Annotated in this window: 15 protein-coding genes; 6 read left to right on the top strand and 9 right to left on the bottom strand. The window is 68.8% G+C overall.

The genetic code is table 11. The features are described from left to right. Window position 1: 1 nt before the first annotated feature. Genes GU920_RS19795 through GU920_RS03385 form a run of 3 tightly spaced genes read left to right on the top strand, consistent with a single transcriptional unit; the run spans window position 2 to window position 3,162 of the window. A complete protein-coding gene (locus GU920_RS19795; protein WP_201743961.1) occupies window positions 2-1,255 on the top strand; it encodes a glycosyltransferase in 1,254 nt (417 codons plus the stop codon). Next, window positions 1,252-2,232 (top strand): polysaccharide deacetylase family protein, encoded by a 981-nt coding sequence (locus GU920_RS03390; protein ID WP_161765549.1) that lies wholly within the window; start codon window positions 1,252-1,254, stop codon window positions 2,230-2,232. Before GU920_RS19795 ends, GU920_RS03390 begins: the two co-directional genes overlap by 4 nt. A 12-nt stretch (window positions 2,233-2,244) precedes the next feature. Then, a complete protein-coding gene (locus tag GU920_RS03385; RefSeq protein ID WP_161765548.1) occupies window positions 2,245-3,162 on the top strand; it encodes an NAD-dependent epimerase/dehydratase family protein in 918 nt (305 codons plus the stop codon). A gap of 30 nt (window positions 3,163-3,192) precedes the next feature. Here GU920_RS03385 and GU920_RS03380 read toward each other — a convergent pair whose 3' ends face one another. After that, window positions 3,193-4,122, bottom strand: coding sequence for a hypothetical protein (locus GU920_RS03380; RefSeq protein ID WP_161765547.1), 930 nt, complete (start codon window positions 4,120-4,122; stop codon window positions 3,193-3,195). Between the two features lie 172 nt (window positions 4,123-4,294). On the opposite strand from GU920_RS03380, the gene GU920_RS03375 reads away from it, so the two are divergent. Further along, the gene (locus GU920_RS03375; RefSeq protein WP_161765546.1) at window positions 4,295-5,185 is read left to right on the top strand and encodes a class I SAM-dependent methyltransferase; all 891 of its coding nucleotides are present in this window, start codon (window positions 4,295-4,297) and stop codon (window positions 5,183-5,185) included. Here the strand turns inward: GU920_RS03375 and GU920_RS03370 are convergent. Then, entirely contained in the window at window positions 5,182-6,039 is an 858-nt protein-coding gene (locus GU920_RS03370; RefSeq protein ID WP_161766505.1) for a glycosyltransferase family 2 protein, read from the bottom strand. The genes GU920_RS03375 and GU920_RS03370 overlap by 4 nt on opposite strands. 129 nt (window positions 6,040-6,168) lie before the next feature. Here GU920_RS03370 and GU920_RS03365 point away from each other — a divergent pair, with 129 nt between their 5' ends. Further along, complete coding sequence (locus GU920_RS03365) at window positions 6,169-6,969, top strand: WecB/TagA/CpsF family glycosyltransferase (RefSeq protein WP_161765545.1); 801 nt, start codon at window positions 6,169-6,171, stop codon at window positions 6,967-6,969. Window positions 6,970-6,988: 19 nt separating this feature from the next. Here GU920_RS03365 and GU920_RS03360 read toward each other — a convergent pair whose 3' ends face one another. Further along, the gene (locus tag GU920_RS03360; RefSeq protein ID WP_161765544.1) at window positions 6,989-7,942 is read right to left on the bottom strand and encodes a glycosyltransferase family 2 protein; all 954 of its coding nucleotides are present in this window, start codon (window positions 7,940-7,942) and stop codon (window positions 6,989-6,991) included. Between the two features lie 8 nt (window positions 7,943-7,950). Beyond that, on the bottom strand, window positions 7,951-8,934 hold the full coding sequence (locus GU920_RS03355; RefSeq protein WP_161765543.1) for a glycosyltransferase family 2 protein: 984 nt from the start codon (window positions 8,932-8,934) through the stop codon (window positions 7,951-7,953). A 273-nt stretch (window positions 8,935-9,207) separates the two neighbouring features. On the opposite strand from GU920_RS03355, the gene GU920_RS03350 reads away from it, so the two are divergent. Then, entirely contained in the window at window positions 9,208-10,824 is a 1,617-nt protein-coding gene (locus GU920_RS03350; protein ID WP_161765542.1) for a hypothetical protein, read from the top strand. 27 nt (window positions 10,825-10,851) lie between these two features. On the opposite strand, the gene GU920_RS03345 is transcribed toward GU920_RS03350, so the two are convergent. The 5 genes from GU920_RS03345 to GU920_RS03325 are packed head-to-tail and all read right to left on the bottom strand — an operon-like array spanning window position 10,852 to window position 25,273. Further along, window positions 10,852-12,705: an ABC transporter ATP-binding protein gene (locus GU920_RS03345; RefSeq protein WP_161765541.1), complete on the bottom strand. Its 1,854-nt coding sequence runs from the start codon at window positions 12,703-12,705 to the stop codon at window positions 10,852-10,854. A 21-nt stretch (window positions 12,706-12,726) separates the two neighbouring features. Further along, a complete protein-coding gene (locus GU920_RS03340) occupies window positions 12,727-13,686 on the bottom strand; it encodes a hypothetical protein (protein ID WP_161765540.1) in 960 nt (319 codons plus the stop codon). Further along, window positions 13,683-14,321 carry a 4'-phosphopantetheinyl transferase family protein gene (locus GU920_RS03335; RefSeq protein ID WP_161765539.1) on the bottom strand — a complete coding sequence of 213 codons (639 nt, stop codon included), beginning with the start codon at window positions 14,319-14,321 and terminating at the stop codon, window positions 13,683-13,685. Before GU920_RS03335 ends, GU920_RS03340 begins: the two co-directional genes overlap by 4 nt. 17 nt (window positions 14,322-14,338) lie before the next feature. After that, window positions 14,339-18,937, bottom strand: coding sequence for a MupA/Atu3671 family FMN-dependent luciferase-like monooxygenase (locus GU920_RS03330; protein ID WP_161765538.1), 4,599 nt, complete (start codon window positions 18,935-18,937; stop codon window positions 14,339-14,341). Window positions 18,938-18,952: 15 nt separating this feature from the next. After that, window positions 18,953-25,273: a type I polyketide synthase gene (locus tag GU920_RS03325; protein ID WP_161765537.1), complete on the bottom strand. Its 6,321-nt coding sequence runs from the start codon at window positions 25,271-25,273 to the stop codon at window positions 18,953-18,955. Window positions 25,274-25,751 lie beyond the last annotated feature (478 nt).

The following is a 25,751-nucleotide window of genomic DNA, read 5'->3' as shown; positions in this document are numbered from 1 at the left end:
TGTGAAAGCCGTAGACCGCGATATCCAGACGACCGCGCAGGCGGTGGCGGGGCTGAAGGTCGCCTATCTGGTGAACCAGTATCCCAAGGTGAGCCATACCTTCATCCGGCGTGAGATCCTTGCGCTGGAGCGGCAGGGCGTGACGGTGCTGCGCTATTCCATCCGCGGCTGGGATGCCGAGGTGGTGGATCCGCTGGACCATGCCGAGCAGGCGCGGACGCGCTATGTGCTGAAGGACGGGCTGCTGCCTTTGGCGGCGGCGGTGGTGCGGAATGTCGCGCAGCGGCCCAAGGCGGCGTGGACGGCGCTGAAGGCGGCGCTTGCGATGTCGCGCCGGTCGGTGCGGCCATGGCCTTATCATCTGATCTGGTTCGCCCATGCCTGCCGGTTGCGGCTGTGGCTGGAAGGCGAAGGGGTCAGCCATCTGCATGCCCATTTCGGGACGAATTCGGCGGATGTGGCGCATCTGTTGCGGCTGCTGGGTGGCCCCAGCTACAGCTTTACCGTGCATGGCGCGGATGAGAGCGACAATGCCCGCATCCTTTCCTTTCCGCGCAAGACGGCGGCGGCGAAATTCGTGGTGACGGTCAGCAGCTATACGCGAGCGCAGCTGATGCGGGTGCTGCCGGCGGTGGATTGGCCCAAGCTGAAGGTGGTGCATTGCGGGCTGGATGAGGCGTTTTTTGCAGACAAGCCGCCCGAACTGCCCGAGGCGCCGGTGCTGCTGTGCATCGGGCGGCTGTGCGCGGAAAAGGGGCATGTGACGCTGCTTGAGGCTTTTGCCCGGCTGGAGCGGCCTGACGTGCGGCTGGTGCTGGCGGGGGATGGCGAGTTGCGTGGCCTGATCGAGGGGCGCATCCGTGATCTGGGGCTGGAGGGGCGGGTGCGGATCACCGGCTGGATCGGCAGCGACGAGGTGCGCCGCCTGATCGGGGAGGCCACGCTGATCGTGCAGCCAAGCCTGATGGAAGGGCTGCCCGTCGTGTTGATGGAGGCGATGGCGCAGGGGCGGGCGGTGATTTCCACATTTGTGGCCGGGATACCGGAACTGGTGGAGGCGGGTCGCACCGGGTGGCTGGTGCCTGCGGGCGATGTGGACAGCCTGACGCGGACGCTCGGGCAGGCGCTGGACACGCCGCACGCCCGGCTGGACGAGATGGGGCGTGCGGCCATCGCGCGCGCCCGCGCCCGGCATCACATCGACACCGAGGCGGCGCGGCTGGCGGCGCTGTTCGGGGGCGAGGCGGGCGCGTGAGTGCCCTGCTGAAGCGGGCGGCGCGGGGTGTGCTTGGCGCGGCCCCGGTGCGGGCGGCGTTGCAGGCGCGGGCGCTGGCCGACGATCCGGTGACGGTGCTGTGCTATCACACGCTTGGCCCCGATGCGGGCGGCCCCGATGCCTGGACCGCGCTGCGGGTGGCCGATTTCCGGGTGCAGGTGGCGATGCTGGCGGAAAGCTATGAGATCGTCACGCTGGATGCCGCGCTGGCCGAAGGGCCGGGGCGCGCGCAGGGCGGGCGGCCCCGGGCGGTGCTGACCTTTGATGATGGCGAGGCGGGGCTGCACCGGCATCTCTTGCCGCTTTTGGATGATCTGCGGGTGCCGGTTCTGGTCTATGTGGCGACGGCGCAGATCGAAAGCGGGCGGCCCTATTGGTTTGACCGGCTGATGGGTGCGCTGGGTGTGGGCGCGCATCGGGTGGAGGTGGCGGGGTTCGGTGTCTTTGACATTCCGGCCGCCCCCGGCCCCGCGCGCTGGGCGGGCCTTGGTGGATTGCTGGAAGCGCTGAAGGCCGAAAGCCCGGCGCGGCGCGAGGTGCTGACGGATGCGATCCTTGCCGCCCATCCGCTGCCGCCGGGGCGGCCCCCGCTGGGGCCGATGACGGGCGCGGAACTGGCCGCGCTGGCCGAGAGCCCTTGGGTGACGATCGGGGCGCATAGCCATTGCCACAACCTGCTGGACCAGCTGGCGCTGGATGTGGCGCAGGACAGCATGGCGCGGTCGCGCGATCTTTTGCGGGCGTGGACGGGGCAGGCGGTGGCGCATTTCGCCTGGCCGAACGGGAACCATTCGACGGGGTTGCGCGCGGCGGCGGCGGGACTGGGATTTGCGACGGCGGCGGCGCTGGATGGCGGGCTGTGGCGGCGGGGGGCGGATCTGTTCGCGCTGCCGCGTGTGGGCGTGGGGCGGCATGACGATGCGGCGCGGCTGCGGCTGCGAATGATCGGGATCTGAGGGCGGGATGGCATGGCGACGTATCTGATCACCGGGGGCTGCGGGTTCGTGGGATCGCATTTGGCCGATGCGCTGTTGGCGCGCGGCGACGCGGTGGTGGTGCTGGACAACCTGTCCACCGGCAAGCGGGCCAACCTTGCGCCCGAGGTGCGGGTGATCGAGGGCGATGTGGCCGACCCCGATGCCGTGGCGCGGGCGATGGCGGGCTGCGCGGGGGTGTTCCATCTGGCAGGGATCGCGTCGGTTGCCTATTGCAACGAACATTGGCGCGAGGGGCATCTGACCAACCAGACCGGCACAGTCACGGTGTTCGAGGCGGCGGCGCGGGCGGGGCGGGTGCCGGTGGTCTATACCTCTTCCGCCGCGGTCTATGGCGACGCGGGGACGGGTGCGGTGGATGAGGCGCGGGTGCCGCGCCCGCAGACGCCCTATGGCGTGGACAAGCTGGGATCGGAATTGCACGGGCGCATCGCCATGGGCGTGCATGGCCTGCCGACGGTGGGGTTGCGGCCCTTCAACATCTATGGCCCGCGGCAGGATCCGTCTTCGGCCTATTCGGGCGTGATCTCGATCTTCAACAGCCGCCTGGCGCAGGGGTTGCCGGTGACGGTGTTCGGCGACGGGTTGCAGACGCGGGACTTTGTCTTTGTGGCGGATGTGGTGCGGTTCCTGCTGGCGGCGATGGCGCGGGCGCCGGAGGTGGCGGGGCAGGTGTTCAACATCTGCACGGGACGGACGACGACGCTTCTGGCGCTGATCGACACCTTGGCCGCGCTGCATGGGCGGCAGGCGGTGGTGCAGCATGCCGCGCCCCGGGTGGGGGATATCCGCGAGTCGCTGGGCGATCCGGCGCGTGCGCGCGACCTTTTAGGGGTGACGGCGGGCGTCACGCTGGAGGACGGTTTGGCCGCGCTCCTGCGCGGGATGTGAGGGGCCAGCGGGCCGGCCCCCGCGCCTTGGTCAGCCGGGGGGAACGCCGGTGCGATCGTAGGTGGTGGCGACTTCCCAGGCGATGGTCTTGAAGTAGCGGGCCTGCGCGGCGCTGAGCGTGTCTTCGGGCACGGCCAGACGGTCGGGCAATTCGCGCGGGTTGCGCTGATAGATCACCGCATAGACCAGCATCGTGATGGCATACTGGCCCTTGTCGTTCAGATGGATTTCATCGGCGAAGATATCGCCGATGGAGGTGAGGCCATGCGGGGCTTTGCCCGCCTCGATATCATCGTAGATCCGCATCATCAGGCGGTGACCGGGGATCATGTAGATCGGCGGCATGCCTTCGGGGCGGTTGGCGTTGGCGCTGTCCTGCATCTCTTCCCACCGCGCGCCGTCGCGGTTGAGACGTTCACGGAACGGAACGTCACCTTCGGGGTCATAGTCGGGGATGGGGCCGGCGTATTTCCACGTGTTCCAAGTGGAATAGAGCATCAACTCCGCCCCGCGCCCCTGATTTCCTTCCTTCCACGCATGGGCGACCCAGCGATCAAGATAGGCGAGCGTATCGTTGCGGAAGGTTTCGTCATCTGTCGTGAAGGGGACCCCTTCGGTCGTGACGAGCAATTCAAAACGACCGATGTCGTGTCGGGCGTCAACGCCATACTCGTTCCTGTTGTTCCAGCGCCAATGCAGGGGCGAGCCTGGGATCGTGGAATTGAAGATCGTGTCATGGGGACGCGTGCCACGGATCTTTTCGGTGGCAAGGATCAATCGCCCGGGCCACGGATTCGTGTTGTAGGCATCGGTCAGGCTGTGGCCGCTGTGGACCTGCATGACGGTCATCGGGCTGGCCTTGCGCGGCGGCATGCGTTCCTGGGCAAAGAGCGGGGGGGTCGGCAGGATCAGCGCGGCGGCAAGAAATGCACCCGCTATCAGCCGGAACGAGGCCTTCATGGCTTTCCTTTCACGTGGAGGATGCGGCACGGATGCGGCAACACATATTAACAAACATTTGCAGCCGCCTTGCGCACGTCAAGCCTGCCGTTGCATGAAAAATCGAGATCGGACCTTTGTATGACTGCGGTCGCAGGGCCGGGCACCTGCAACAAAAGCGGATGGGAGTGGGATGGAACTGTCTGAAGCAGAGTTGGACCGGGCGCGCGGGTTCTTTCTGTCGCAGGATGCGCTCGCCGCGGCCCGCTACATGGCGGCCTTGCAGCGGGGTGAGACGCAGGCCCCGGTGGATCCCGCGATCCGGCACGGGCTGGAGCGGCTGGGTTGGGTGGGTGCGGGCGCGGGCGGGCTGACCGAGACAGGGTGGTTCGCCGCCGATTCCTGCCGGGAATATGTGTTCTGGCGCGAAAGGGACCGCGCCCTTCCCTTTGCCGGGCAGGCGCCGCAGGTTGTTTCCGAATGTCTGTTCGGGAAAGATGTGCTGGAGATCGGCAGCGGAAGCGGGATGAACCTGATGTCGATCGGGTCGCGCGCGCGCCGCGTGGTCGGGTTGGAGCCGGTGGGGATCTATCGGCAGATCGGCGCGATCTTCGCCGAGGCCGAGGGTTTGGCTAATGTCACGGCGCTGCCCGGCAAGGCGGAGGCGCTGCCGTTCGAGACGGGCCAGTTCGACACCGTGCTATGCGTTTCGGCCCATCAGTATTTCGACATCACCCCCGCGTTCCGCGAGATCGCGCGCGTGCTGAAACCGGGGGGCGAGGTGGTGTTGATCGGCGGCTTCCTGCGGGCCTTTGTGTCGGATCACATCGGACAGCTCTGGTCGGGTCCGGGGGCGGCCCGCAACTACACCGTCACGGTCGTGAACACGCTGGGATACATGTTCCTTGGGCGCAGGATCATCGTGCGGGCGAGCAAATGGTCGACCGCGTTTCCGGTCTATCCGTCGCGCGGGGTGATGCAAAGGATGCTGGCCCAAGCCGGGCTGGAGGTCATGGGGCCCCCTGCCGCTGTCGGCCCCGAGGCGTTGTTCCGCGCGCGCAAGCCGCTGCTGCGGCAGGGCTAGCGGCCGCGCGTCCAGTCGGCGGAGGCGGGACGCAGGCGCACGGCGACATGGACCGTCAGATAGGTGGCAAGCCCGAGCGGATCGGTCAGCGCCAGCCGCAGCAGATGTGCGCGGGTGAGCGGCGCCTTGGATTCGTTGCGGGGCAGATCGGGATAGAGGCGGGCGATCTGATGCACGCCGGCATCCTGCCGCCGCCGCACGCGGATCAGGTTCGCCATCCCCTCGACCATCGGCCAGTGATAGCGGGCGGGCACCTCGATCCGTTCGGCGGGGGTGAAGTGGAGCCGGGCGAAGGTGTCGTCCGAGATGATGGCGGGCCAGTCGCCCCAGCGGGCGCGGCCGGCGCGGTTCATGGCAAAGAGGCCCGCGCCGACGGCCCCGCCCTGCACGAAGGGCAGGCGCGTCCAGATGCGGGCATAGGCGCGGGTGATGGCAGAGCGGGCGCGGGTCACCGCAAGGGTGCCGGTGGCATAGCGCGGGGCGGGCGTATCCAGCGCCCGGGCCAGTTGCCCCAGAAGGGGCGGGTCGCAGATCACATCGGCATCGAGATAGGCCAGCGCCCGCCCCGTGGCGGCCACTTCGCCCGCCGCGAGTGCGCCGAGCTTGCCCCCTTGCGGCAGGTCGAGGACGGCAAGGGTCCAGCCGCGCGCAGCAAAGGCCGGGGCATGGGCGCGGGCCAGCGCCACGGTCGCATCGGTGCAGGCATTGGCCGCTACCACCACCTGCACCCCGCCTGCCACATCCTCTTGCGCGGCCAGGGCCTGAAGGCAGCGGTCGATATAGGCGGCCTCGTTCCGGGCGGCGATGATCACGCTGAGCGCGGGGGCGGCAGGCTCTGGGTCGGGCTGTTTCATCATCGGGCAGGGATCATCACGGTTCGGGCCGGGTTGTTCCGGCAGCATAGGCATCGGGCGAAGCGGGCCACAAGCGGCACCGACTGGACAAGCGCGGCGGACTGCGCCAAGCGTTGTTAATAGGTGTAAATGGAGATTTTTGTGGCGCGCATCGGTCAAGAACGGCCCAAACCCGAGGAATTGGCAGGGCCGGGGGTTCTGGCGCTGGTCGATGTGCCGACGCGGGCGGCGCTGCTGGCGGGGATGGAGGCGGCGCTTGACGCGGGGCAGGGTTTTGCGGTGGCGACGCTGAACCTTGACCATATCGTGAAGCTGCGGCGCGCCCCGGCGTTTCGGCGCGCCTATGCGGCGCAGACCCATGTGGTGGCGGATGGCAATCCTGTGGTCTGGCTGTCGCATCTGGCGGGGCGGCGGGATGTGGAACTGGTGCCGGGATCGGAACTGATCACGCCCGTCGTGGCGATGGCGGCCCGCAAGGGGGTGGCGGTCGCGCTGTTCGGATCGACGGAGCCGGTGCTGCGCGCCGCCGCGGCGCGGCTGGAGGCGGATCATCAGGGGCTGCGGGTGGCGGCCTGCATCGCCCCGCCGATGGGGTTTGATCCCGAAAGCGCGGCGGCGGATGCCCTGCTGGATGAGGTGGCGGCATCGGGGGCGCGCCTCTGCCTGCTGGCGCTGGGCGCGCCAAAGCAGGAGATGCTGGCCGCGCGCGGTATCTCGCGCCATCCCGGTCTGGGGTTTCTGTCGATCGGGGCGGGGCTTGATTTCATCGTGGGGCACCAGACGCGGGCGCCGCTTTGGGTGCGGCGGATCGCGATGGAATGGCTGTGGCGGATGCTGAGCAATCCGCGGCGGCTGGCCAAGCGTTATTTCGATTGCGCGCTGGTGCTGCCGGGCCTTGCCCTTGCGGCGCGGCGGATCGGGCGGGGCTAGGGGCGGCGGGGCCTGCCGCTCACTTGTACTCGATCAACCCGGCGCGGCGGCCCGACAGGCGGCCGAACCAGTATTCGGCCACGCCCACCGCCTCGGGCAGTTTGCCGAGCGTGAGGAAGGTGGCGCGGGTGAGCCCCATGCGGGGGGCAAGGCGAAGGATCTGCACGGGGTAGAGCAGCAAGAGAAGCAGCGCCCAAGGCGACATCACCGCCCCGGCGAGTGCCGCCAGCGGCAGGGCTGCGCCCCAGATCACGGCGCGGCGGGTTTCGGTCACGAAGTGGCGCTCGGGCGGCCTGCCATGGATCGCGGCGCCTTCGGCGAAGGCATGGCCTGCGCGGCGGGTGCGCTTCCACCACTGGCGGAAGCGCGTCATCGCGGCGTCATGCAGCGTCATCTCGGCGTCCAGCCGCCAGATTTCCCACCCGGCGGCGCGGAGGCGGACGCAAAGCTCGGGCTCTTCGCCGGCGATCAGGCCGGGATTGTAGCCGCCTGCGGCGGCGAAGGCTGCGGTGCGCATCAGGGCATCGCCGCCGCAGGCGGTGGCGCGGCCCACGGGGGTATCCCATTCGGCATCGCAGAGGCGGTTCCAGACCGAGGCTTCGGGAAAGCGTTCGCGCCGGCGACCGCAGGCGACGGCGGCGGCGGGATGGGCGTCGAGGAAGGCGGTGGCGGTTTCGATCCAGCCGGGGACCAGCGTGCAGTCGCCGTCGATGAACTGGACATAGTCGGGGCGGTCCGGGGCCAGCGCGGCAAAGCCTTCGTTGCGGGCGCGGGCGGCGGTGAAGGGGCGTGTCATGTCCAGCGCCACGACACGCGCGCCCGCGGCGCGGGCGGCGGCGACGGAGCCGTCGGTCGAGCCGGAATCGACATAGATCACGGGGGCCACATCGGGCGGCAGGGCGGCCAGCGCGGCCACGAGGCGCGGGCCTTCGTTGCGGCCGATCAGGATGGCGGCGACGCGCGGGGCGGGCATCGGCGGGGTCAGGCGCGCGCGTCCCGGACCGGCGGCTGCCGGAGCGGGCCAAGGACCAGACGGCGGAAATCCGCGGCGAAGTTCTGCGGTGTATGGGTCGGGCGGCCCCGCAGCCGGGCGAGGAGGTCACCAAGGGCCGTGCCGGCAAGGCGTGCCTGCGCGGCGCGGCGGGCGCCGCTGCGACCGTGCTGCTTTTCGAAATACATCCGCCAGCTTTCGTACCAATAGGCGGGCAGCGGCGGGCGTTCGTCGGTGAGCCGGGTCACGCCGGTGGCCGCACCGGCGACATGCACCACCTTGGCCTGCGGCAGGTGCCAGACCTGCCAGCCGCGCCGCTTCAGGCGGTGCATCAGATCGACCTCTTCATAATAGAGGAAGAAATCGGGATCGAAGAAGTTCGCCTCGATCAGCGCATCGAGCCGCGCCATCATCGACGCGCCAGAGACCCAATCCACCTCTTGCAGCGGCAGTTCGGCCGGATAGGCCACGAGGTGACGCGCGAACATCCGGGTGAGCGGGCCGAAGTTCACGGCGGTGACGAATTCCGAGATCGCGCCGGGAAAGCGGAAGGCGCAGGCCGCCGGGGCGAGCGAGCCTTCGTGCAGGATGGCGCTGCCGACAACAGCCGCCTTGGGATGGCTGTCGAGAAAGGCCGCGAGTTCGGCCACCGCATTGGAGGCGAGGCGGGCATCGGGGTTGAGGAGATAGACCTTGGACGGGCGATCCGCGCGCTGGGCGAGCTTTTGCAGAACCACATTGTTGCCGCGCCCGAAGCCGTGGTTGGTGCTTTCCAGATGCAGGGTGACGGCATCGCCCCAGCGCGCGGCGGTCTGGCGCAGGATCGCGGCATCCCCGTTGGGCGAGGCGTTGTCAACGAGGTGCACCTCCACCGCCAATCCGTCGGGCGTGCGGTTCAGAACGCTGTCCACCGCAGCGATGGCCATGTCGGCGGTGCCATAGTTCACGATGACGACGGCAATGTCGCTGGGCATCGGCAGTATCCTTTCGCCCGAGCGTTGGGCGTGTCGCAATGGCGGGAATCGCCGCCGGACCATGCCTTTACCGGGCGGTTGTTTGCAAATGTTAAGATGGGTCTGCCCCATGCCGACTGCATCGGCAGGGACAATCCCCTATGGGACCGCGTGTCTGTTTCACGCGGCAGGCCGGGCGCGCGGGTGCTGCGTCACAGGGTGGACGGGGACAGGGGTTTGATGACAGAATGTTCATTGATGTAAACGCCCCTCCCGACAGGTCGCCGCGCGCCGATGCCGAATGCTCTTGCCTTCCTCGTGCTCTTCAGCTGGCCGGTGGCCGTTTACCTGCTGTTTCGCTATCTGCCGCGGGTCGAGGCGCTGTGCTGGTCGATCCTGGGCGGCTATCTGCTGCTGCCATCGCGGACAGGCTTTGACCTGCCTTTGGTCCCTGCGGTGGACAAGGATGTTGTGCCGGCCCTGACCGCGGCGCTGCTTTTGGCCTGCGGGGTGGGGATGACGGAGGCGGAAAAGGCCGCCAAGCGGGATGCGCGGCGCTTTGGCGGACGGGGGGACACTGGGCACGGCGCGCCCATGTTTGGACCCTTCGCGCCGTTGATCGTGCTTCTGATCCTGTCGCCGGTGGTGACGGTGCTGACCAATTCCGAACCGCTGTTCTATGGGCCGGTCATGCTTCCGGGTCTTTCGCTGCATGATGCGTTTTCGGTGATCATGCGCATGGTGTTGACTGCGCTGCCCTTTCTTCTGGCCATGCGCTATCTCGCCTCGCCCGAGAGCCATGCCCTGCTGCTGAAGGTCATCGTGGCTGCGCTGCTGATCTATTCGCTGCCCGTGCTGTTTGAGGTGCGGATGAGCCCGCAGTTGAACGTGATGTTCTACGGCTTTTTCCCGCATGATTTCCTGCAGCACATCCGGCCCGGAGGTTTTCGCCCGGTGGTGTTCCTGCAGCATGGGCTGTGGCTTGCCCTGATTCTGTGCATGGCGGTGATCGCGGCGGCGGCCCTCTGGCGGCAGCGCATGTCAGAGGGGGCGCGGTCAGGGCAGTGGTTCTTTGCCGGTGTCTATCTGCTGATCGTCCTTTTGCTGTCGAACAGCCTGGGCGCGTTCGTGATCGCGCTTCTGCTGGCACCGGCGGCGCTGCTTCTGGGGGTGCGGCCGCAGCTTCTGATCGCGGGGGTGATCGCGGCGGTCGTGCTGATCTACCCGGTCTTGCGCAGCAGCGGGCTTGTTCCGACGGAGCAGGTCGTCGCGATGGCCGAGCGGGTGAGCGCGGAGCGCGCGGCGTCGTTGCAGTTCCGGCTGGACAACGAAGATGCGCTGAGCGCGCGGGCGGCGTTGAAGCCGATCGCGGGGTGGGGCTTGTGGGGCCGCAACGAGATCTTTGACCCCGAGACGGGACGGACCTTGAGCGTGACCGATGGCGCATGGATCATCGTGATCGGTGCCTTCGGGTGGCTGGGCTACATCGCCCAGTTTGGCTTGTTGACGATGCCCACGCTTCTTTTGGCCTTTGGCCGCAAGGCGGCCAGCGCGACACCGGCGACGGCGGGTCTTGCGCTGGTGCTGGCGGCGAACCTGATGGACCTTTTGCCCAACGCGACGCTGACACCCGTGACCTGGCTGCTGGGTGGTGCGATTGCGGGCTACTATCTGTACCGCGCGCCGCAGGAGCAGCCCGAAGGGACAGCGGGCGCGGATCCGGCGCTGGTACGGCCGCGCCGCAGTTGGGGCATCCTGACCGACCGGCCCCCTGCGCGACCGGCGACCGCGCCGCAGGCGGCGGTGTCGGCTGCCGCGCCAGTGCAAGCGGGGGGCAGCGGTGGCCCGGCTTGGCACCGCTCCCCTGCGGGACCCCGGGCGCCCCAGCCAGCGGTGCAGAAGAAGGGCTGAGCGGCCCCCTGCCGCTGCCGTGCCGCGCTAGCCGACGGCCATCGCACGGAAGGTGGCGTTGCCGGAAACCAGTTCATCATAGGTGCCGGATGCCGCGATGCGGCCTTTCTCCATCAGGAAGATGCGGTCGCAATCCTTGACCGTGGTCAGGCGGTGCGCGATCAGGATGATCGTCGTATCCGCACGGATGTTCTGGACCGCCTCCATCACCACCCGTTCGGTGATGTTGTCGAGCGCGCTTGTCGCCTCATCCATGATCAGAAGCGAGGGCGCGCGGTAAAGCGCGCGGGCGATGCCGATGCGCTGACGCTGGCCGCCCGAGAGGCGGATCCCGCGTTCGCCAACAACGGTGTCGTATCCCTGCGGCAGTTCGTTGGTGACGAAATCATGCAAGGCGGCGGCGCGGGCCGCGCGTTCGAGGGCGGCGTGGTCGATCGCCTCTTTCGGGACGCCGAAGGCGATATTGGCGGCGACCGTGTCATCGGTCAGGAAGATCTGCTGGGGAACATAGCCCAGCGATTTTTGCCATGACCGCAGGTTTTCGGGCGTGATGGGCGTGCCATCGGCGCGCATCTCGCCCGATGCGGGCGCGAGAAGGCCGAGGATCACATCAACGAGCGTCGTCTTGCCAGCGCCGGTTCCGCCGACAAGGCCGATCGTGGTGCGGGCCGGGATGGTGAGGTTCACCCCGTTGAGCGACGGGCGGTCCGCCTGCGCGTAGCGGAAGACCACGTCCGACAGATCGAGCGCCTTATCGAGCGGCATTGCATTGACATCGCTCATGCGGGCGGGGGCGGTGATCGGGGCGGCCTGATAGTCGGCGACGATGGCGTCAAGCACGGCGGCGCCGCCCCGGATCGAGGCCAGACCGTGATAGATCTGCTGCAGCGAGGGCAGAAGGCGCATCACGGAAAAGGCGAAGACGCCCAGCATCGGCACGATGCTGGCAATGTCGCCGTCGCTGCGCACAAGAAGCACAAGGACGAGGCTTAGAAGCGCGCCGAAGGTGATCGCCTCCAGCAGGAAGCGCGGCAGTTCGGACATGATCGCCACGTTGACCATCTGGCGCGCCGAACTGTAGGCGACCGTGCGGTAGGCATCGGTGTAGCTGTCTTCAAGGCCCAGAAGTTTCACATCCTTTATGCCGCCGGTCGCTTCCTGTGCGACGCGGTAACGGCCGGCGAGGGCCTGCATCATGTCTTCGCCCGCCCGGCGCAGGCGGTTGCGCAGGCGCAAGTAGATGGTGGCATAGCTGCCGCCAAGCATCGTCGCGGCGAGCAGCGTGACCAGCGGATCCACCACCATGAGGAAGGCGATGATGGCCAGCACGAGAAACACGTTAGCGGTGATGCGCAGGATGGGCGTGACCACACGGGAGATGGTGGCATCGACCTCGCTCAGGACATTCTTGCCGATTTCGGAACTGTTGCGATCGAGAAACCAGCCGTAGGGCTGCCGCAGATAGGCGCCCAAGAGCCGGGTGGAGATGGCAAAGCCCCGCATGGTGGAAAAGCGCAGCATCGCGTAGGTGCCGGCGGCCTTGACCAGCATACCGCCGACAACGACCAGCATCACGATCGCAGAAAGGGCCACGGTGAAGGAGAAGCGGTCCTCAAGACCGAGGAAATCCCGCAGCATCGACAGGGCGCGGTTGTTATCCACGCTGGCCGGATCGGCCAGCACGTTGAGCAGAACAAGAACCGACGAGACACCCACCACTTCGACGAGGGCGACGACGATCATCACGCAGGTGAGCAGCCAGAAGCGGCGCCGTTCCCGATCATCGAGAAGCAGGAACACCTTGCGGAACACGTCGATCACGGGAAACTCCAATCCTTCGGGGCCCAGCGGGCTGTGGTCATTCGGTAGAGGCCGGGCCACGCAAGGTGGCCCGGCAAGGGATCACGACGGTGCCGCGGGGGCCACACCGGTGGCGGGCAGGCTGCGGACCACGCGCCAGACGACATCCTGCATCAGTCGGGCGGCTTCGGGATCGGGGGCGGTGGCGGGGCTGCCGTCTGCCAGCAGCAGGTCATGCGGCAGCCCTTCGGGGCTGGAGCCGTAGAGCACGGCGTAATGGACGAGGGCCACGAAGTAGTTGCCCATGTCGTTGAGATGGATCTGGTCGGAGAACAGATCGGTGCGGCTGCGGATGTTGCCGACACCGCCGCGCGCCTCGACCTCGCGCACGAAGGCGGCGAGGGCCTGGCCGGCGGGGATGAGATGGATGCGCGTGCCTTCGGGCAGGCCGTAAAGCGCCGGGCGGAGGATGCCGCCTTCCCAGTAGCGGGGGAGATCGGCGTCGATCCGATCAAGCCAGCCATCGGGATCGTCGAGCGGATGCCACGTCTCGTACAGGTAGACGCGGGTATCGGGGCGGGCGGCGAGGGCGGCTTCGGTGAACTGGCGCAGGTAGCGGGCGCTGTCGAAATAGCGCAGGGCGTCGCGGATTTCGACCATCTCGGTCAGGACGACGGCGTCATAGTCGCCGCTGGCCACGGCTTCGCGGGCATCACGGTAGCGCGGATGGGCGTTTTCCGCTTCGAAGCCGTTCACAGGTTCGTCGCCCCAATGGGATTTCAGCGTGGCGCCCCAGCCGAGCTGGCTTTCATAGCCGTGGCCTTCGCCGGCAAGCTGGGCCAGCATGGCGGGCATGTCGCGGTTCACGAGGCTGTGGCCGATGTGGAAGACGCGGATCGGTTCTTCGGGCGCGGGCAGGGGGGTGGCGAAGAGCGCCGACATCTGCGCGTCGTCAAGGCCCGGCAGCGTGGGCACGGGCGTGGGCATCATGCGCCACGCCACGGCCCCGGCGGCCAGCGCCACGATGGCGGCGCCCAGTGCGATCAGTCCTTTTCTTGTCATAATGCCACCCCTGTAAGGATCAAACCCTGCCGCCGCAGCAGACGGCCCAAAACCTCATGCCCGGCGGCGAAGCTGCCCGTGTTGCGGGCGAAGCGGGCCACGAAGCCCGCCTCGGTCAGCCGCACGGTTACGGCATCAAAGCCCAGCATCGCGCCGGTCACTGGATACTGGGCCTTGAACACGGCCTCTTTCGCGGAAAACACCTGCCGCACATAGGCACCGCGATGCGCGACGGGAAGGGCTGCGGTTTCGGCAGGCGAGCAGATGAGCGGCCAGAGATCGGGTTCAAGCGCGGCATCGGGTTCGATGTCGATCCCGAGGGGGGAGCCGCGGCGGACGGCGGCCACAGCGACACCGGCGCCATGGGCGATGGAGCCACTGATGCCGGGGGGCCAGAGCGGCTGGCGCTGCGGGCCCGCGGGGATGGCCGCCGGGGCATGGCCCAGCGCGGAAAGCGCGGCCCGCGCGGCGGCGCGGCCGGCGGCGAATTCGGCCTGACGGCGGGGGATGGCGCTGGCGACGGCGGCGGCCTCGGCCGGGTGGGGGGGCGCGCGGTTATCGGCAATGACCAGCGCCGCCACGGCCGTGCCGGGCGGGAAAAGCCCGGCAAGGGCTTCCTCCGTTGCGCTGGTCACCGATGGGGCGAGCATGGTCAGGTCTGCGCCTTTTCGCGGGCTTCGCGCATGGCGCGGCGGCGGGCCATGGCATCGTTGCGGCTCGTGTCCGGGCTGCCCTCTGCCCCGCTGGCGGGGTTGGGGCTGGCGGGGTAGGGGCTGGCGGCGATCGGTTGCACGGGCTGGGGCGATGTGGGCGGCGTCTGCCCTAGATGCGCGGCCAGTGCCGACAGCACGGGGAAGCGGAAGATGTCGGTGATGGCAAGGCGGGGGGTGTTCAGGCGTGCCTTCAGTTCCCGATGCGCCTGCACGGCCAGCAGCGAATGGCCGCCCAGATTGAAGAAGTTGTCGGACCGGCCCACCGAGGGGATGCCCAGCACCTTGGCCCAGACCTCGGCAATCGCGGCCTCGACCGTATCGGTCGGGGCGAGGACGGGGGCGGATGGAGCGGCGGCCACGCTGGCCCGCTGCGCCTGCGGGGCGGGCAGGGCCTTGCGGTCCACCTTGCGGTTGGGCGTCAGGGGGAAGGCGTCGAGCGCCACGATATGGGCAGGGACCATCACCTCGGGCAGGGTTTCGCCAAGGCGGGCGCGCAGGCGCGCCTCATCCACCGGGCCGTCATGGGTGACATAGGCCACAAGGCGCACGTCGCCCGGCACATCCTCGCGCGGGATGACCACGGCCTGACGGATCCCGGGGGCGGCATCGAGGGCGGCTTCGATTTCGCCCAGTTCGATACGGTGGCCGCGGATCTTTACCTGATGGTCGGCGCGGCCGAGGAAATCGAGCCGGCCATCGGGGCGGCGGCGCACCAGATCGCCGGTGCGGTACATGCGGCCTTTGCCTGCGAAAGGATCGGGGAGGAAGCGGTCGGCGGTCAGATCCTCGCGCCGGAAATAGCCCACGGCCACGCCTTCGCCGCCGATCCACAATTCGCCTTCGGTGCCGTCCGGCACGGGGAAGCGGTTTTCGTCCAGCACATAGAGCGCGGTATTGGCGATGGGCAGGCCGATATTCACCGTGCCGTCGCTGCCGGTCGTCGCTTCGACCGAGGACCAGATGGTGGTTTCGGTGGGGCCGTACATGTTCATGACCGGGCCGCCGATCAGGGCCGACAGATCGGTGGCAAGCTTGCCGGGCAGCGCCTCGCCCCCCACCATCAGGCGCTTGAGGCCGCGCAAGGCCCCGCGCGCGCCGTCATCTTCGGCCAGCATCCGGGCCATGGACGGGGTGCATTGCAGGTGGGTCACCTTGTGGGCGCGGATCAGCCCGGCGAGCGAGCCGTCCGCCTCGACCCCGCCATTGGCGAGGCGCAGCACCTCGGCCAGGGGCGTGAGGCCCGCCAGCACCTTGGCGGCGGGGATGCCATAGTCGATCAGGCAGGCGATTTCGTCCACGTCGATGGCCTTGACCTCTTCCACGCGGGTCACGGCATCTTCGATCGTGCCGAAGAGGCCCGACTCTTCGAAATACCGCTGGAAGGCGAAGTCGAGGATGGCTTCCAACTCCTCGGCATCGAGCGAGCCGAGGTCGATCTCCATCGGGTTGGCCATGCCTTGGGGTTTCTTGAAGGCCGGGAAGGCCCAGGCATATTGCTTGATCAGGGCGGCGGCGCTGCGGAGGTAATCCTTCATCGGGCCGCGGGCGGTTTCGCGGGCGGTTTCGCGATCGGCGGCCAGATAGGTGTGCAGCATCAGCGTCACCTTGAAGGCGGCGGGGTCATGCCCGGCCTCGGCCAGCGCGGCGCGGTAGATCTTCACCTTGTCGGCCACCTCGGCCAGCGACTGGCCCAGAAGATGCGTCAGCACATTGGCGCCCAGCCGCCCGGCATCGCGCCAGGTTTCCGGGTTGCCCGCCGTGGTGACCCAGACGGGCAGGTCCTTGGACACGGGGCGGGGTTGGGTGGTCACGGCGAAGGGGGTGCCGTCCTTGCGGGGAAACTCCACCGCCTCGCCGCGCCAGAGGCGGCGCAGGGTGGCGATGCTGTCGAGCATGGCCTGCCGGTTGGCGGGCGGCGTGTTTTCGGGGCGCAGCACGAAATCGTCGGGCTGCCAGCCCGAGGCGATGGCAAGGCCCGCGCGGCCGTTCGTCAGGTTGTCGATGATTGCCCATTCTTCCGCGATGCGGGCGGGGTGGTGCAGGGGGGCCACGCAGCTGCCCGCGCGCACGCCGATGTTGCGGGTGACGGCGGCCACCGCCGCGCCGGTGACCGACGGGTTCGGGTAGGGGCCGCCAAAGGCGTGGAAGTGCCGCTCGGGCGTCCAGACGGCGGAAAAGCCATGCGCATCGGCAAACTTCGCGCCTTCGAGGAGCAGTTCGTATTTCTTCGGCCCCGCGCCATCGTCATTGCCCCAGTAGAAGAGCGAGAATTCGATGGGGCGGGTGGAGACGAAAGTCACCGCACCGCCGGACGGGCTGAGCCGTGCGGAATCGTCGGCCACGACGACGGTGAAGCCGCGCGCGAGCGTCCAAAACAGTTCCAGCACCGAGATGTCGAAGGACATGGAGGTGACGGCCAGCCATGTGCCGGGATCGGCCCCGATGGCATCATCCATGCCGGTGAAGAAGTTGATCACGTTGCGATGGGTGATCATCACGCCCTTGGGCCGCCCGGTGGAGCCGGAGGTGTAGATCATATAGGCGATGTCTTCGGCCTGCGGGCCATCGGCAGGCGGCGTATCGGGCGCGACCGACAGGCGCGGATCGGTATCGAGGATCAGGCGCGCCGGGCCTTCGGGAAGGGACGGCGCGACGGCGGATTCGGTGACGATGACGGGGGCGCCCGAATCTTCGGCATAGAGCGCCAGCCGGTCGGCTGGGTAGGCCGGGTCCATCGGGACATAGGCGGCGCCTGCCAACTGGATGCCCAGTGCGCCTGCGATCATGTCGGCGCCGCGGTGGCAGGACAGGCCCACCAGCGTGCCGCGGGCCACGCCCATGCTGCGCAGGACATGGGCGATGCGGGCGGCGCGTTTCGCCAGATCGGCATAGGAAAGGCGCGCGCCCCCGGCGATGACGGCGGTGTGATCGGGGCGCGACTGCGCGGTGCGCAGCATGGCGCCGGGGATTGTGAGCGTGCGTTCGTAATCCCGCGCGGTGGCGGCCAGCGCGCCAGCGAGCTGCGCCTTTTCGGCTGCGGTCAGGGCGTCGAGCGTGGACAGGTCGGCATCGGGGGCTGCGGTCAGGGCGTCGGCCAGACGGGCGATGCGGTCGGCCAGCGCCTGCGCCTCGGCCTGCGGGAGGCGGCCCGCATCGTGCCAGAGGCGCGCGCCGTCCGGGCCGCAGGACAGGGTGACCGCGCTGCCATAGAGCGGGGCGTCGGTCGCCGACAGGGCGACGGCGGGAACGGCGAGGGTGCCAAGTGCGGGTTCGCGCAGGGCCAGATCGGCGGCGATGCCGGTGGTGGCGCGGGCGGTATCCGCCGCGCGGGCGAGGGCGGCTTCGGCCTCTGCCGCGCGGCCCGTGGCCGACAGGTGCAGCGGCACCCAAGGCAGGATGAGACCGGGCGCGGCAGCGGGGCCGGTGGCGAGTGCGACATCGCCGCCCATCCGCCCGGTGGCGCGCAGGAGCGCGAGCGCCAGCCGGGGCAGGGGGGCGGCGGGCAGGGGCAGGGATTGCCAGTTGGCGGTGGCGGTTGCGGGGGCGCCCAGCGTGACAGGATCAAGGGCGAGAAGGCGGGCGCGGATCGCGGGTTCACCTTCGGCCACGGGCGCAAGGGCCTGTGTCAGGGCCGCGGCCCGGTCAGACGCCAGCAGGGGCAGGTGCGCAACGCCCAGCGTGGAAGGGCAGATCGCGGTGCCGTCCATGGCGCGCAGGCCTGCCAGCCGCACGGCGCCCGTGGCGCAGGCGATCACAAGACCGGCGGGCGTAGCCTCCAGCACCGTGCCGGGGGCGGCGTGGCCGGGTTCGGCCTGCGCCATGCCGACGGCGAGGATGCGACCGGCGGCGTCGATCTTGGGCACGGACAGCGGGTTGCGATAGCCGCCATGATCCAGCGCGCGCACCATGCGTGCGACGTCTTCGGCGGGTTGGGCGAAATCCAGCAGCGCGCCCGCAGCGGGGCGGTCGGCACGGCGATAGACGTGGCGCGGGCCTGCCGGTTGCGGCTGGCGCGGATGGCCGCCTGCGGCGAGGGCGGTGATCACCTCGGGGAAGCTGTCGATGGCGGCGTCAAAGCAGCGGGCGTTCAGGGTGAAGGCGGTGTCATCGGCGGCGATGTCGAGGCTGCGGGTGGCCAGCACTTCGCCCTCGTCGATGCCTGCGGTCATCAAGTGCCATGTGATGGCGTGGCGCGTCTCGCCCGCGAGCAGCGCCCAGACGGGTGCGTTCAGGCCCGCATAGGCGGGCAGCGGGCCATCGTGGAAGTTCACCCCGCCATGGCGCGCGCGCGCCAGCACGGCATCGGGGACCAGCGACAGATAGGCGATGGAGAGCACCCAATCGACCGACAGATCGGCCACGCGATCGGCCAGCCCTGCGCCCGGCGCGTGCACAGGCAGGCCCCGCGCGGCGGCCCAGTCCGCGACGCGGGCCTCGCGCGTGACGACGGCGGCGATGCGATGGCCGCGGTCCAGCCAGAGGTTGCCACATTCGGCGGTCAGGCTTTCATTGCCGATCAGGAGGGCGGTCATGGTCATCGGGTTAGTCCTGTCTCATTCAGCGGCGAGCTTGCGCGGGGCGGCGGGCTGGGCAGCCTCGGCCTCGGCCAATGCGGCGCGGAGCCGGGCGGCAAGCACCCGGACGTTGGGTTCCAGCACCATCGAATCGTGATCCCCCGGCACTTCGACCACGTCGATATTCGGGGCGAAGGGCGTCCACTGGTTGTCGGGGTAGACGTATTCGCGTTCGCTGTTCACCCAGTTGCCGCCCGTCACCTTCCACCGCTTGTCGAGCGGGGGGCGGTAGAGGACCACGCGGCCTTCGGGCCAGGCTTCCAGCGTGTAGACACCGATGGCCCGGCGGAAGGCGGCCTCGATCGCGGCATTGTGGAAGGAGGGGACCGAAGTATCGGGCTCGCCCGCCGCGATGGCCTTGCGGGCGCGTTCCCATTCCATCCGTCGCCGCGCCCATTCGGCAAGGAAGCGGACGCCGCCCTTGCGCAATTCGGCCGCCTTGATCATGGCGCGGTCGGCGCGCGACAGCGGTGTTGGCACGGGCATCGGCGTGTCGAGCAGGACGACGAGCGCCACCTCTTCGCCCGCCGCGCGCAACTGGCGGGCCATGTCCCATGCCGTCAGGCCGCCGCCCGAGAAGCCGCCCAGAAGATAGGGGCCGTGCGGCTGGATCTGGCGCAGTTCTTCGATGCAGCTGGTGGCGGCGTCTTCGATGCGGTCATGCGGCGCGGCATCGCCGAACAGGCCGCGCGCCTGCAGCCCGTAGAAGGGCCGGTCATTGCCCACGAGATGGGCCAGATGGCGCAGGTTCAGCACGTTGCCGAACATGCCCGCGACAAGGAAGAAGGGCGTGCGCGCCCCGCCTTCGCCGCCGTGCATCGGGACAAGATGGGTGTATTTCGGCCCGGCCGGGTTGGCCTTGGCCGCCGGGTCGGCGGCTTTCGCGTCCTCGGGGCCGATCTGTTCGGCGATCAGGGCAGCGCAGCGGGCGATGGTCGGCGCCTCGAACAGGACCGAGATCGGGAAGTCGAGCTTCCACTGGCGGCGGATCATGGCAAACAGGCGGACCGCGATCAGCGAATGGCCGCCCAAGGCGAAGAAGTCATCCTCCACCCCCACCTCGGCCACGCCGAGGAGTTCGGACCAGAAGCCCGCAAGGATACGCTCCACCTCGGTGCGCGGGGCGACATAGGCGCTTTCGAGTTCCGGGCGCGCGAAGCCGGGGCCTTCCGCCTCGGCCGGGCGGTCGGCGGCATCGGCCTGCCGCACGAGCGCGGGCAGGTCGAGCGAGGAGACCAGCACCTGCGGATGGTCTGAGGCCAGAGCGCGGAGGAAGGCCTCGGCCCCTTCGGCCGGGCGGATGCCGTCTTCCAAGGCTTGCATCATCCGCGCCTCGGCGGGCGAGGTGCTGCGGTTGGCGTCATCGGCCTGCACCTCTGCCGGGGTGGGCGGGGCGGGCCGGGCCAGCACAAGGGCCGCGCTGACCGAGCGGAAGGCGATGCCCGCGACTTCGACAAGGATGCGGCCGGTGGGGTCTGTCAGGGTTACGTCGAAGGCCGCGTTCTCGGGGCTGGGCGTGCCTTTGATGCGGACCCATGACCGGATTTCTGCCGGAAGCGGCGCGTGGACGCGCACGGTGCCGGATGTGACTGGGACCCAGATTTCCCCTTCGGGCGCGGTTGGCAGCAAGGCGAGGCCCCAGCCGGTGCCGATGTCGTAAAGCGCGGGATGCAAGGCGGTGGTGTCGGTGTCGCGCATCGCATGGGCGGGCAGGGCGAGGGTCGCCAAGCCTTCGCCGGTGCCGAGCGCGGTGTGGCGCAGCACCTGCCAGCGCGGGCCAAAGGCCACGCGATCCTCCTGCGCGCTGGGCAGCGCCACGCCATCGCGCGCGGCCTGCCGATCAGGGCAGCGGGCGGCGATGGGGGCCAGGTCCAGCGTGCCGGGGCTGTCGGAGAAGGGCGCCACCTCGGCCACGACGGACAGCGCCCAGCCTGCGGTTTCGCGGATGCGCGCCTCGATCCGCTGGGTGCCGCCCTTTTCGCGGATCAGCGTCACGCGCAGATCGCGTGGGGCGTCGGCTTCCAGCCGGATAGGGCGCAGGACCGTAAGGCCGGTGAGGGTGAAGGTGGCGGGCTGACCCAAGGCCGACAGCGCCTCGGCCACGATTTCGGGCCAGGCGGCGCCGGGCAGGATGGCGGTGCCATCCTTCAGGCGGTGGTCATCCATCACCCATTGCGCGGTGGAAAGCGTGGTGGAGAAGCGGGCGCCATCATCCGTTCGCGCCATGCGGTCGAGGATGGGCAGACCCGGCAGCGGCGCATCGGCGGCGGCGTCGCCCTGACGGCGAGCGGCGGCATCTGCGGCCATGCCGATGCCCGACCAGATGCCCCAGTCGATGGCGGTGACCTTGGTCCTGCCGCCCGCGCGGTGGCGGGCGAAGGCATTGAGGTATTCGTTGGCGGCGACGTAATCGGACTGACCCGCTGGGGCGATCACCGTGGAGGTGGAGGAGAACAGCACGATATGCGCAAGGCTGCCATCGGGAAGCAGGCTGTCGAGCAGTTTGGTGCCATGCACCTTGGGCGACAGCACGTTTTCGGCAGAGCCGGGATCCTTGCCCAGAAGGGGCGCGTCATCCACGGTGCCTGCGGCATGGACAAGGCCATGGATGGGGCCAAGTTCGGCGCGCGCCCGGTCGAGCGCGGCGCGCATGTCTTCGGGGTTGCAGACATCGGCGGCCAGCGCCAGCACGGGGCCGAGCCGTTCCAGCCGCTTCAGGACGCCCGCGCGGGCGCTGCCGGGGGCTGGCAGGCTGCGCCCGATGAGCGCGACCTTGGCGCCTGCGTCGCGCATCAGGCGTTCGGCCACGGTCACGCCGATGCCGCCGAGGCCACCTGTGACGACCCAGACCGATCCCTTGGGGATGTCGAGGGACGCGGGCAGTGGCGCGGGGGCGAGGCGCGTTTCGAACCGGCGCGCGCCGCGCAGGGCGGCGACGGTGTTGGCCGGTGTGGCGAGCATCTCTTCCAGCACGAGGTTGACGGTATCCGCCGGAATGCCGCGGCGGGTGTCGGTCAGGGCCACATCCACAAGCGCGGCGGTCAGGCCGGGCAGTTCGCGCGGCATCACGCGGACGGGGCCGGTGACAGCGGATTTCTCGGGGTAGGGCAGCGCCTCTTGCCGCACCTGCGCCGCGCCGGAGGTGAAGACGGTGAGATGCGGCAGGGGTTTCATCCCCGCCTCGCCCATGGCTTGGCCGAGGAAGAACAGGCTCCAGAATCCCTGTTCGAGATTGCGGTGAAAGAAGCTGGACCCGGGGCGGAAGGTTTCGCCATCGGTCACCAGCCAGAAATGGCCGATGCGGGCAGGGGTCAGGTCGCGCAGGGCGAGATCGGCGAAGAGCGCGTCATAGCCTTCGCGCCCGTGTTCGGGGGCAAGGGTGTAGGTGTCATCGCCCGTGCGGGCGAAGGCATCGCCCGCATGGACGGTGATCACACGGTGGCCGCCTGCGCGCAGGCGCTGGACGGCGGCGCGGGCGAGGCCGGCTTCATCGGCAAAGACCAGCCATGTCAGGGGCGCGCCCAGTTCGCTTTCCACATCGACAAGGCAATCGGCAGGCGCCGCGCGCCAGGCAAGGCGATAGCCGAAATCGGCCAGATCGCGGTGGCGGGCGGGCAGGAGATCGGCCTCGGGCGCGGCACTGGGCAGCGAGGGTTCGACGAAATAACGCGACCGCTGGAAGGGATAGGTGGGCAGCGGCACGCGGCGGCGGCGGGCATCGCCCCAGAGTTGCGACCAGTCGGTTGCCGCGCCGCAGGCCCACAGACGCCCCAGCGTGGCGATGAAATGGCGGTCGTCTGAGACGGTGTCATCGGGGTGGCGCAGGCTGGAGGGGACGGGCTGGCCGCCCATCACGCCATTGGCCTGGGCGAGGGTGGACAGCGCGCGGCCGGGGCCGACTTCCAGATAGACGCGTTCGGCCTTTTCGCGCAGCTTGGCGATACCGTCGGCAAAGCGGACGGTGCCGCGCAGATGGGCGACCCAGTAATCCGGGCTGGTCGCCTGTTCGGCGGTTAGCGGCTGGCCGGTGCGGTTGGAGATGATGGGGATCCGCGGCGGTGACAGGGTCATCCCCGCCAGATGGGCACGGAAATCGGCGAGGATCGGTTCCAGCATCCGGCTGTGGGCGGCGATGTTGATGGCGATGCGGGTGGTTTCCACCCCATCGGCGCGCAGGCGTTCGGCCAGCGCTTGCAGGCCTGCGTCAGAGCCGGAGACGACGGTCAGTTCCGGCGCGTTGACAGAGGCGATGTCGAGATCGCCCAGATAGGGGGCAAGCGCGGCCTCGGACAGGGGCACGGACAGCATGCCGCCTGCAGAGACGGTGTCGAACAGACGCCCACGCAGGTGGACAAGTCCGATCACGCCTTCCAGCGTCATCACGCCCGCGATGCAGGCGGCGGCGTTTTCGCCCATGGAATGGCCAATCAGCGCGGCGGGGCGCACGCCCCAGCTTTCCCACAACCGGGCCAGCGCGATTTCCACGATCAGGATCAGCGGCAGTTGCAGCGAGGGGCGGCGCAGGGTTTCCGCCGCCTGCGCCTCGGCCCCCGGTTCGGGGAGCCAGAGGGCGCGGATATCCTCGGTCGTCAGCCGGTCGAGGATGGCAAGGCCCTTGTCCATCCATTCGGCAAAGACGGGTTCCGTTTCATAGAGGTCGCGCGCCATGTTGGGGTATTGCGCGCCGCCGCCGGGGAACATGAAGACGACATCGGGGGTATCGCCCACGCGCCGCTGGGTGAAGACGCGGCGGGGATCGGCGGCCTCGAGCATCTTTGCCGCCTCTTCGTGGCTTGCGGCGACCAGCACGCGGCGGTGTTCAAAGGCGCGGCGGCCTTCCTTCAGCGTGAAGGCCACATCGGCCAGCGGCTGTTCGGGATGGGCGCGCAGATGGGCGGCAAGGCGCTGTGACGCCTCGTTCAGCGCCGCTGGGCTGCGGGCGGACAGCGAGAGCAGTTGGAAGGGCCAATCGCTGGCCTCGGCCGCTGCAACCTCGGGTGCTTCTTCAAGGATCACATGGGCGTTGGTGCCGCCCACGCCAAGCGAGTTGATGCCCGCGCGGCGCGGCCCCTTGCGGCGGGGCCAATCGGTGAGGCGGTCGTTGACGCGGAAGGGGCTGCCCTCAAAGTCGATGGCGGGGTTCGGCTTTTCGAAGTTCAGGCTGGGCGGCATCTGGCGGTTGTGCAGCGACAGCGTGGCCTTGATGAGGCTGGCCACGCCTGCGGCGGTATCCAGATGGCCGATATTGGTTTTCACGCTGCCGATGCGGGCGAAGCCTGTTTCGGCGGTGGTGCGGCGGAAGGCCTCTGTCAGGGCGGCCACTTCGATGGGATCGCCCAGATAGGTGCCGGTGCCGTGACATTCGATGTAATCGACCGTGTCGGCGGGGGTGCCTGCCACCTGAAGCGCCTCGGCGATGCAGGCGGCTTGGCCCTCGACGGACGGCGCGAGATAGCCCGCCTTCGCCGCACCGTCATTGTTGACCGCGCTGCCACGGATCACCGCCCAGATGTGATCGCCGTCGGCGATGGCATCTTCCAGACGCCGCAGCACGACCGTGCCCGCGCCAGAGCCGAAAACGGTGCCTTGGCCGCGATGATCGAAGGCATGGCAAACCCCATCGGGCGAGAGCACCTCACCCTCTTTGTAGATGTACCCGCGATTCTGCGGCAGTTCGATCGTCACCCCGCCCGCCAGCGCCATGTCACATTCGCCATTGAGCAGCGCCTGCACGGCATAGTGCACGGCGACAAGCGAGGTGGAGCAGGCGGTCTGGATCGAAAGGGACGGCCCCTTCAGATCGAAGATGTGGCTGACGCGGGTGGAAAGGAAATCCTTGTCATTGCCGGTATGGCGCAGCAGGAACATCCCCGTGCTGTCCACCAGCGACCGGTTGGAGCAGAGGTTGAAGTAGAAATAGCTGCCCATCCCGCAGCCTGCAAACACGCCGATGCGGCCCCTGAACGATTCAGGCGGGTGGCCGGCATCTTCGAGCGCTTCCCAAGCCACTTCGAGGAAGTGGCGGTGTTGCGGATCAAGGATCGCCGCCTCTTTGGGCGAGAAGCCGAAGAATTCGGCATCAAAGCGATCGAACCCGTCCAGCGGCGCGGCAAAGGGAACATAGGCGGGGTTCTTGAGCTGCGCCGGGCTTTCCCCTGCGGCGATCAGCTCTTCCTCGGTCAGGCGGCGCACGGCGGACCGGCCGTCACGCAGGTTTTCCCAATAGCTGCCAAGGTCGGGCGCCCCGGGCAGATGTGCCGCCATTCCGACGATGGCGATGTGGGTGTCACCCGTATCCATGTTAACCTTCTGATCGCTCAAAACAAATGCCGTCCGTTGCCGGGGCATCGCCTGATGGAACTGGTTACTGAAGGATTACTGGTACAAGACAGGCGTTACGCCGGGTTGGGGGATGCAGGGCTTCTATGGCGGAAAAATGACCGCCTTCCGACAGGAAAAAGAGACGCAGCCACACTGTTGCACCGCCACATCTTTCCCTCCGTGGCACAGTTTAGGCGGTCTGTCCCCCCGGCGGCAAGCCTTTGCGGGGGCGCGCTCCCCGGGCGCATTGCCACAGATGTGCAGGCGCACGACCAAGGTCGGTGCCGGTGCGGGCCATGGTCATACGGGATGGATGGACCTTTGCAGGACTGCCGCACTGTTAGATTAAGTTAAAAAAATGCTGTTGCGGTGCCGGTCCAGCCGCTATTGCGTCTTTATGATCACGGCAGAATCCGTATCCTCTGGGCCAAGCGACGGTTCGATCGTGCCCGGCGGA

The sequence above is a fragment of the Paragemmobacter ruber genome, assembly GCF_009908315.1.
GTDB lineage: Bacteria > Pseudomonadota > Alphaproteobacteria > Rhodobacterales > Rhodobacteraceae > Paragemmobacter > Paragemmobacter ruber.
Note: the sequence above shows the minus strand (reverse complement) of the source record. Positions and strands in the feature narration are given on the sequence as shown.

What these genes read in the sequence shown, in the direction of transcription:
- GU920_RS03385 (WP_161765548.1), top strand. Translation starts at nt 2,245, where the DNA reads ATGGCGACGTATCTGATCACCGGGGGCTGCGGGTTCGTGGGATCGCAT.
- GU920_RS03380 (WP_161765547.1), bottom strand. Translation starts at nt 4,122, where the DNA reads ATGAAGGCCTCGTTCCGGCTGATAGCGGGTGCATTTCTTGCCGCCGCG.
- GU920_RS03375 (WP_161765546.1), top strand. Translation starts at nt 4,295, where the DNA reads ATGGAACTGTCTGAAGCAGAGTTGGACCGGGCGCGCGGGTTCTTTCTG.
- GU920_RS03370 (WP_161766505.1), bottom strand. Translation starts at nt 6,039, where the DNA reads ATGAAACAGCCCGACCCAGAGCCTGCCGCCCCCGCGCTCAGCGTGATC.
- GU920_RS03365 (WP_161765545.1), top strand. Translation starts at nt 6,169, where the DNA reads ATGGAGATTTTTGTGGCGCGCATCGGTCAAGAACGGCCCAAACCCGAG.
- GU920_RS03360 (WP_161765544.1), bottom strand. Translation starts at nt 7,942, where the DNA reads ATGCCCGCCCCGCGCGTCGCCGCCATCCTGATCGGCCGCAACGAAGGC.
- GU920_RS03355 (WP_161765543.1), bottom strand. Translation starts at nt 8,934, where the DNA reads ATGCCCAGCGACATTGCCGTCGTCATCGTGAACTATGGCACCGCCGAC.
- GU920_RS03350 (WP_161765542.1), top strand. Translation starts at nt 9,208, where the DNA reads ATGCCGAATGCTCTTGCCTTCCTCGTGCTCTTCAGCTGGCCGGTGGCC.
- GU920_RS03340 (WP_161765540.1), bottom strand. Translation starts at nt 13,686, where the DNA reads ATGACAAGAAAAGGACTGATCGCACTGGGCGCCGCCATCGTGGCGCTG.
- GU920_RS03330 (WP_161765538.1), bottom strand. Translation starts at nt 18,937, where the DNA reads ATGACCATGACCGCCCTCCTGATCGGCAATGAAAGCCTGACCGCCGAA.
- GU920_RS03325 (WP_161765537.1), bottom strand. Translation starts at nt 25,273, where the DNA reads ATGGATACGGGTGACACCCACATCGCCATCGTCGGAATGGCGGCACAT.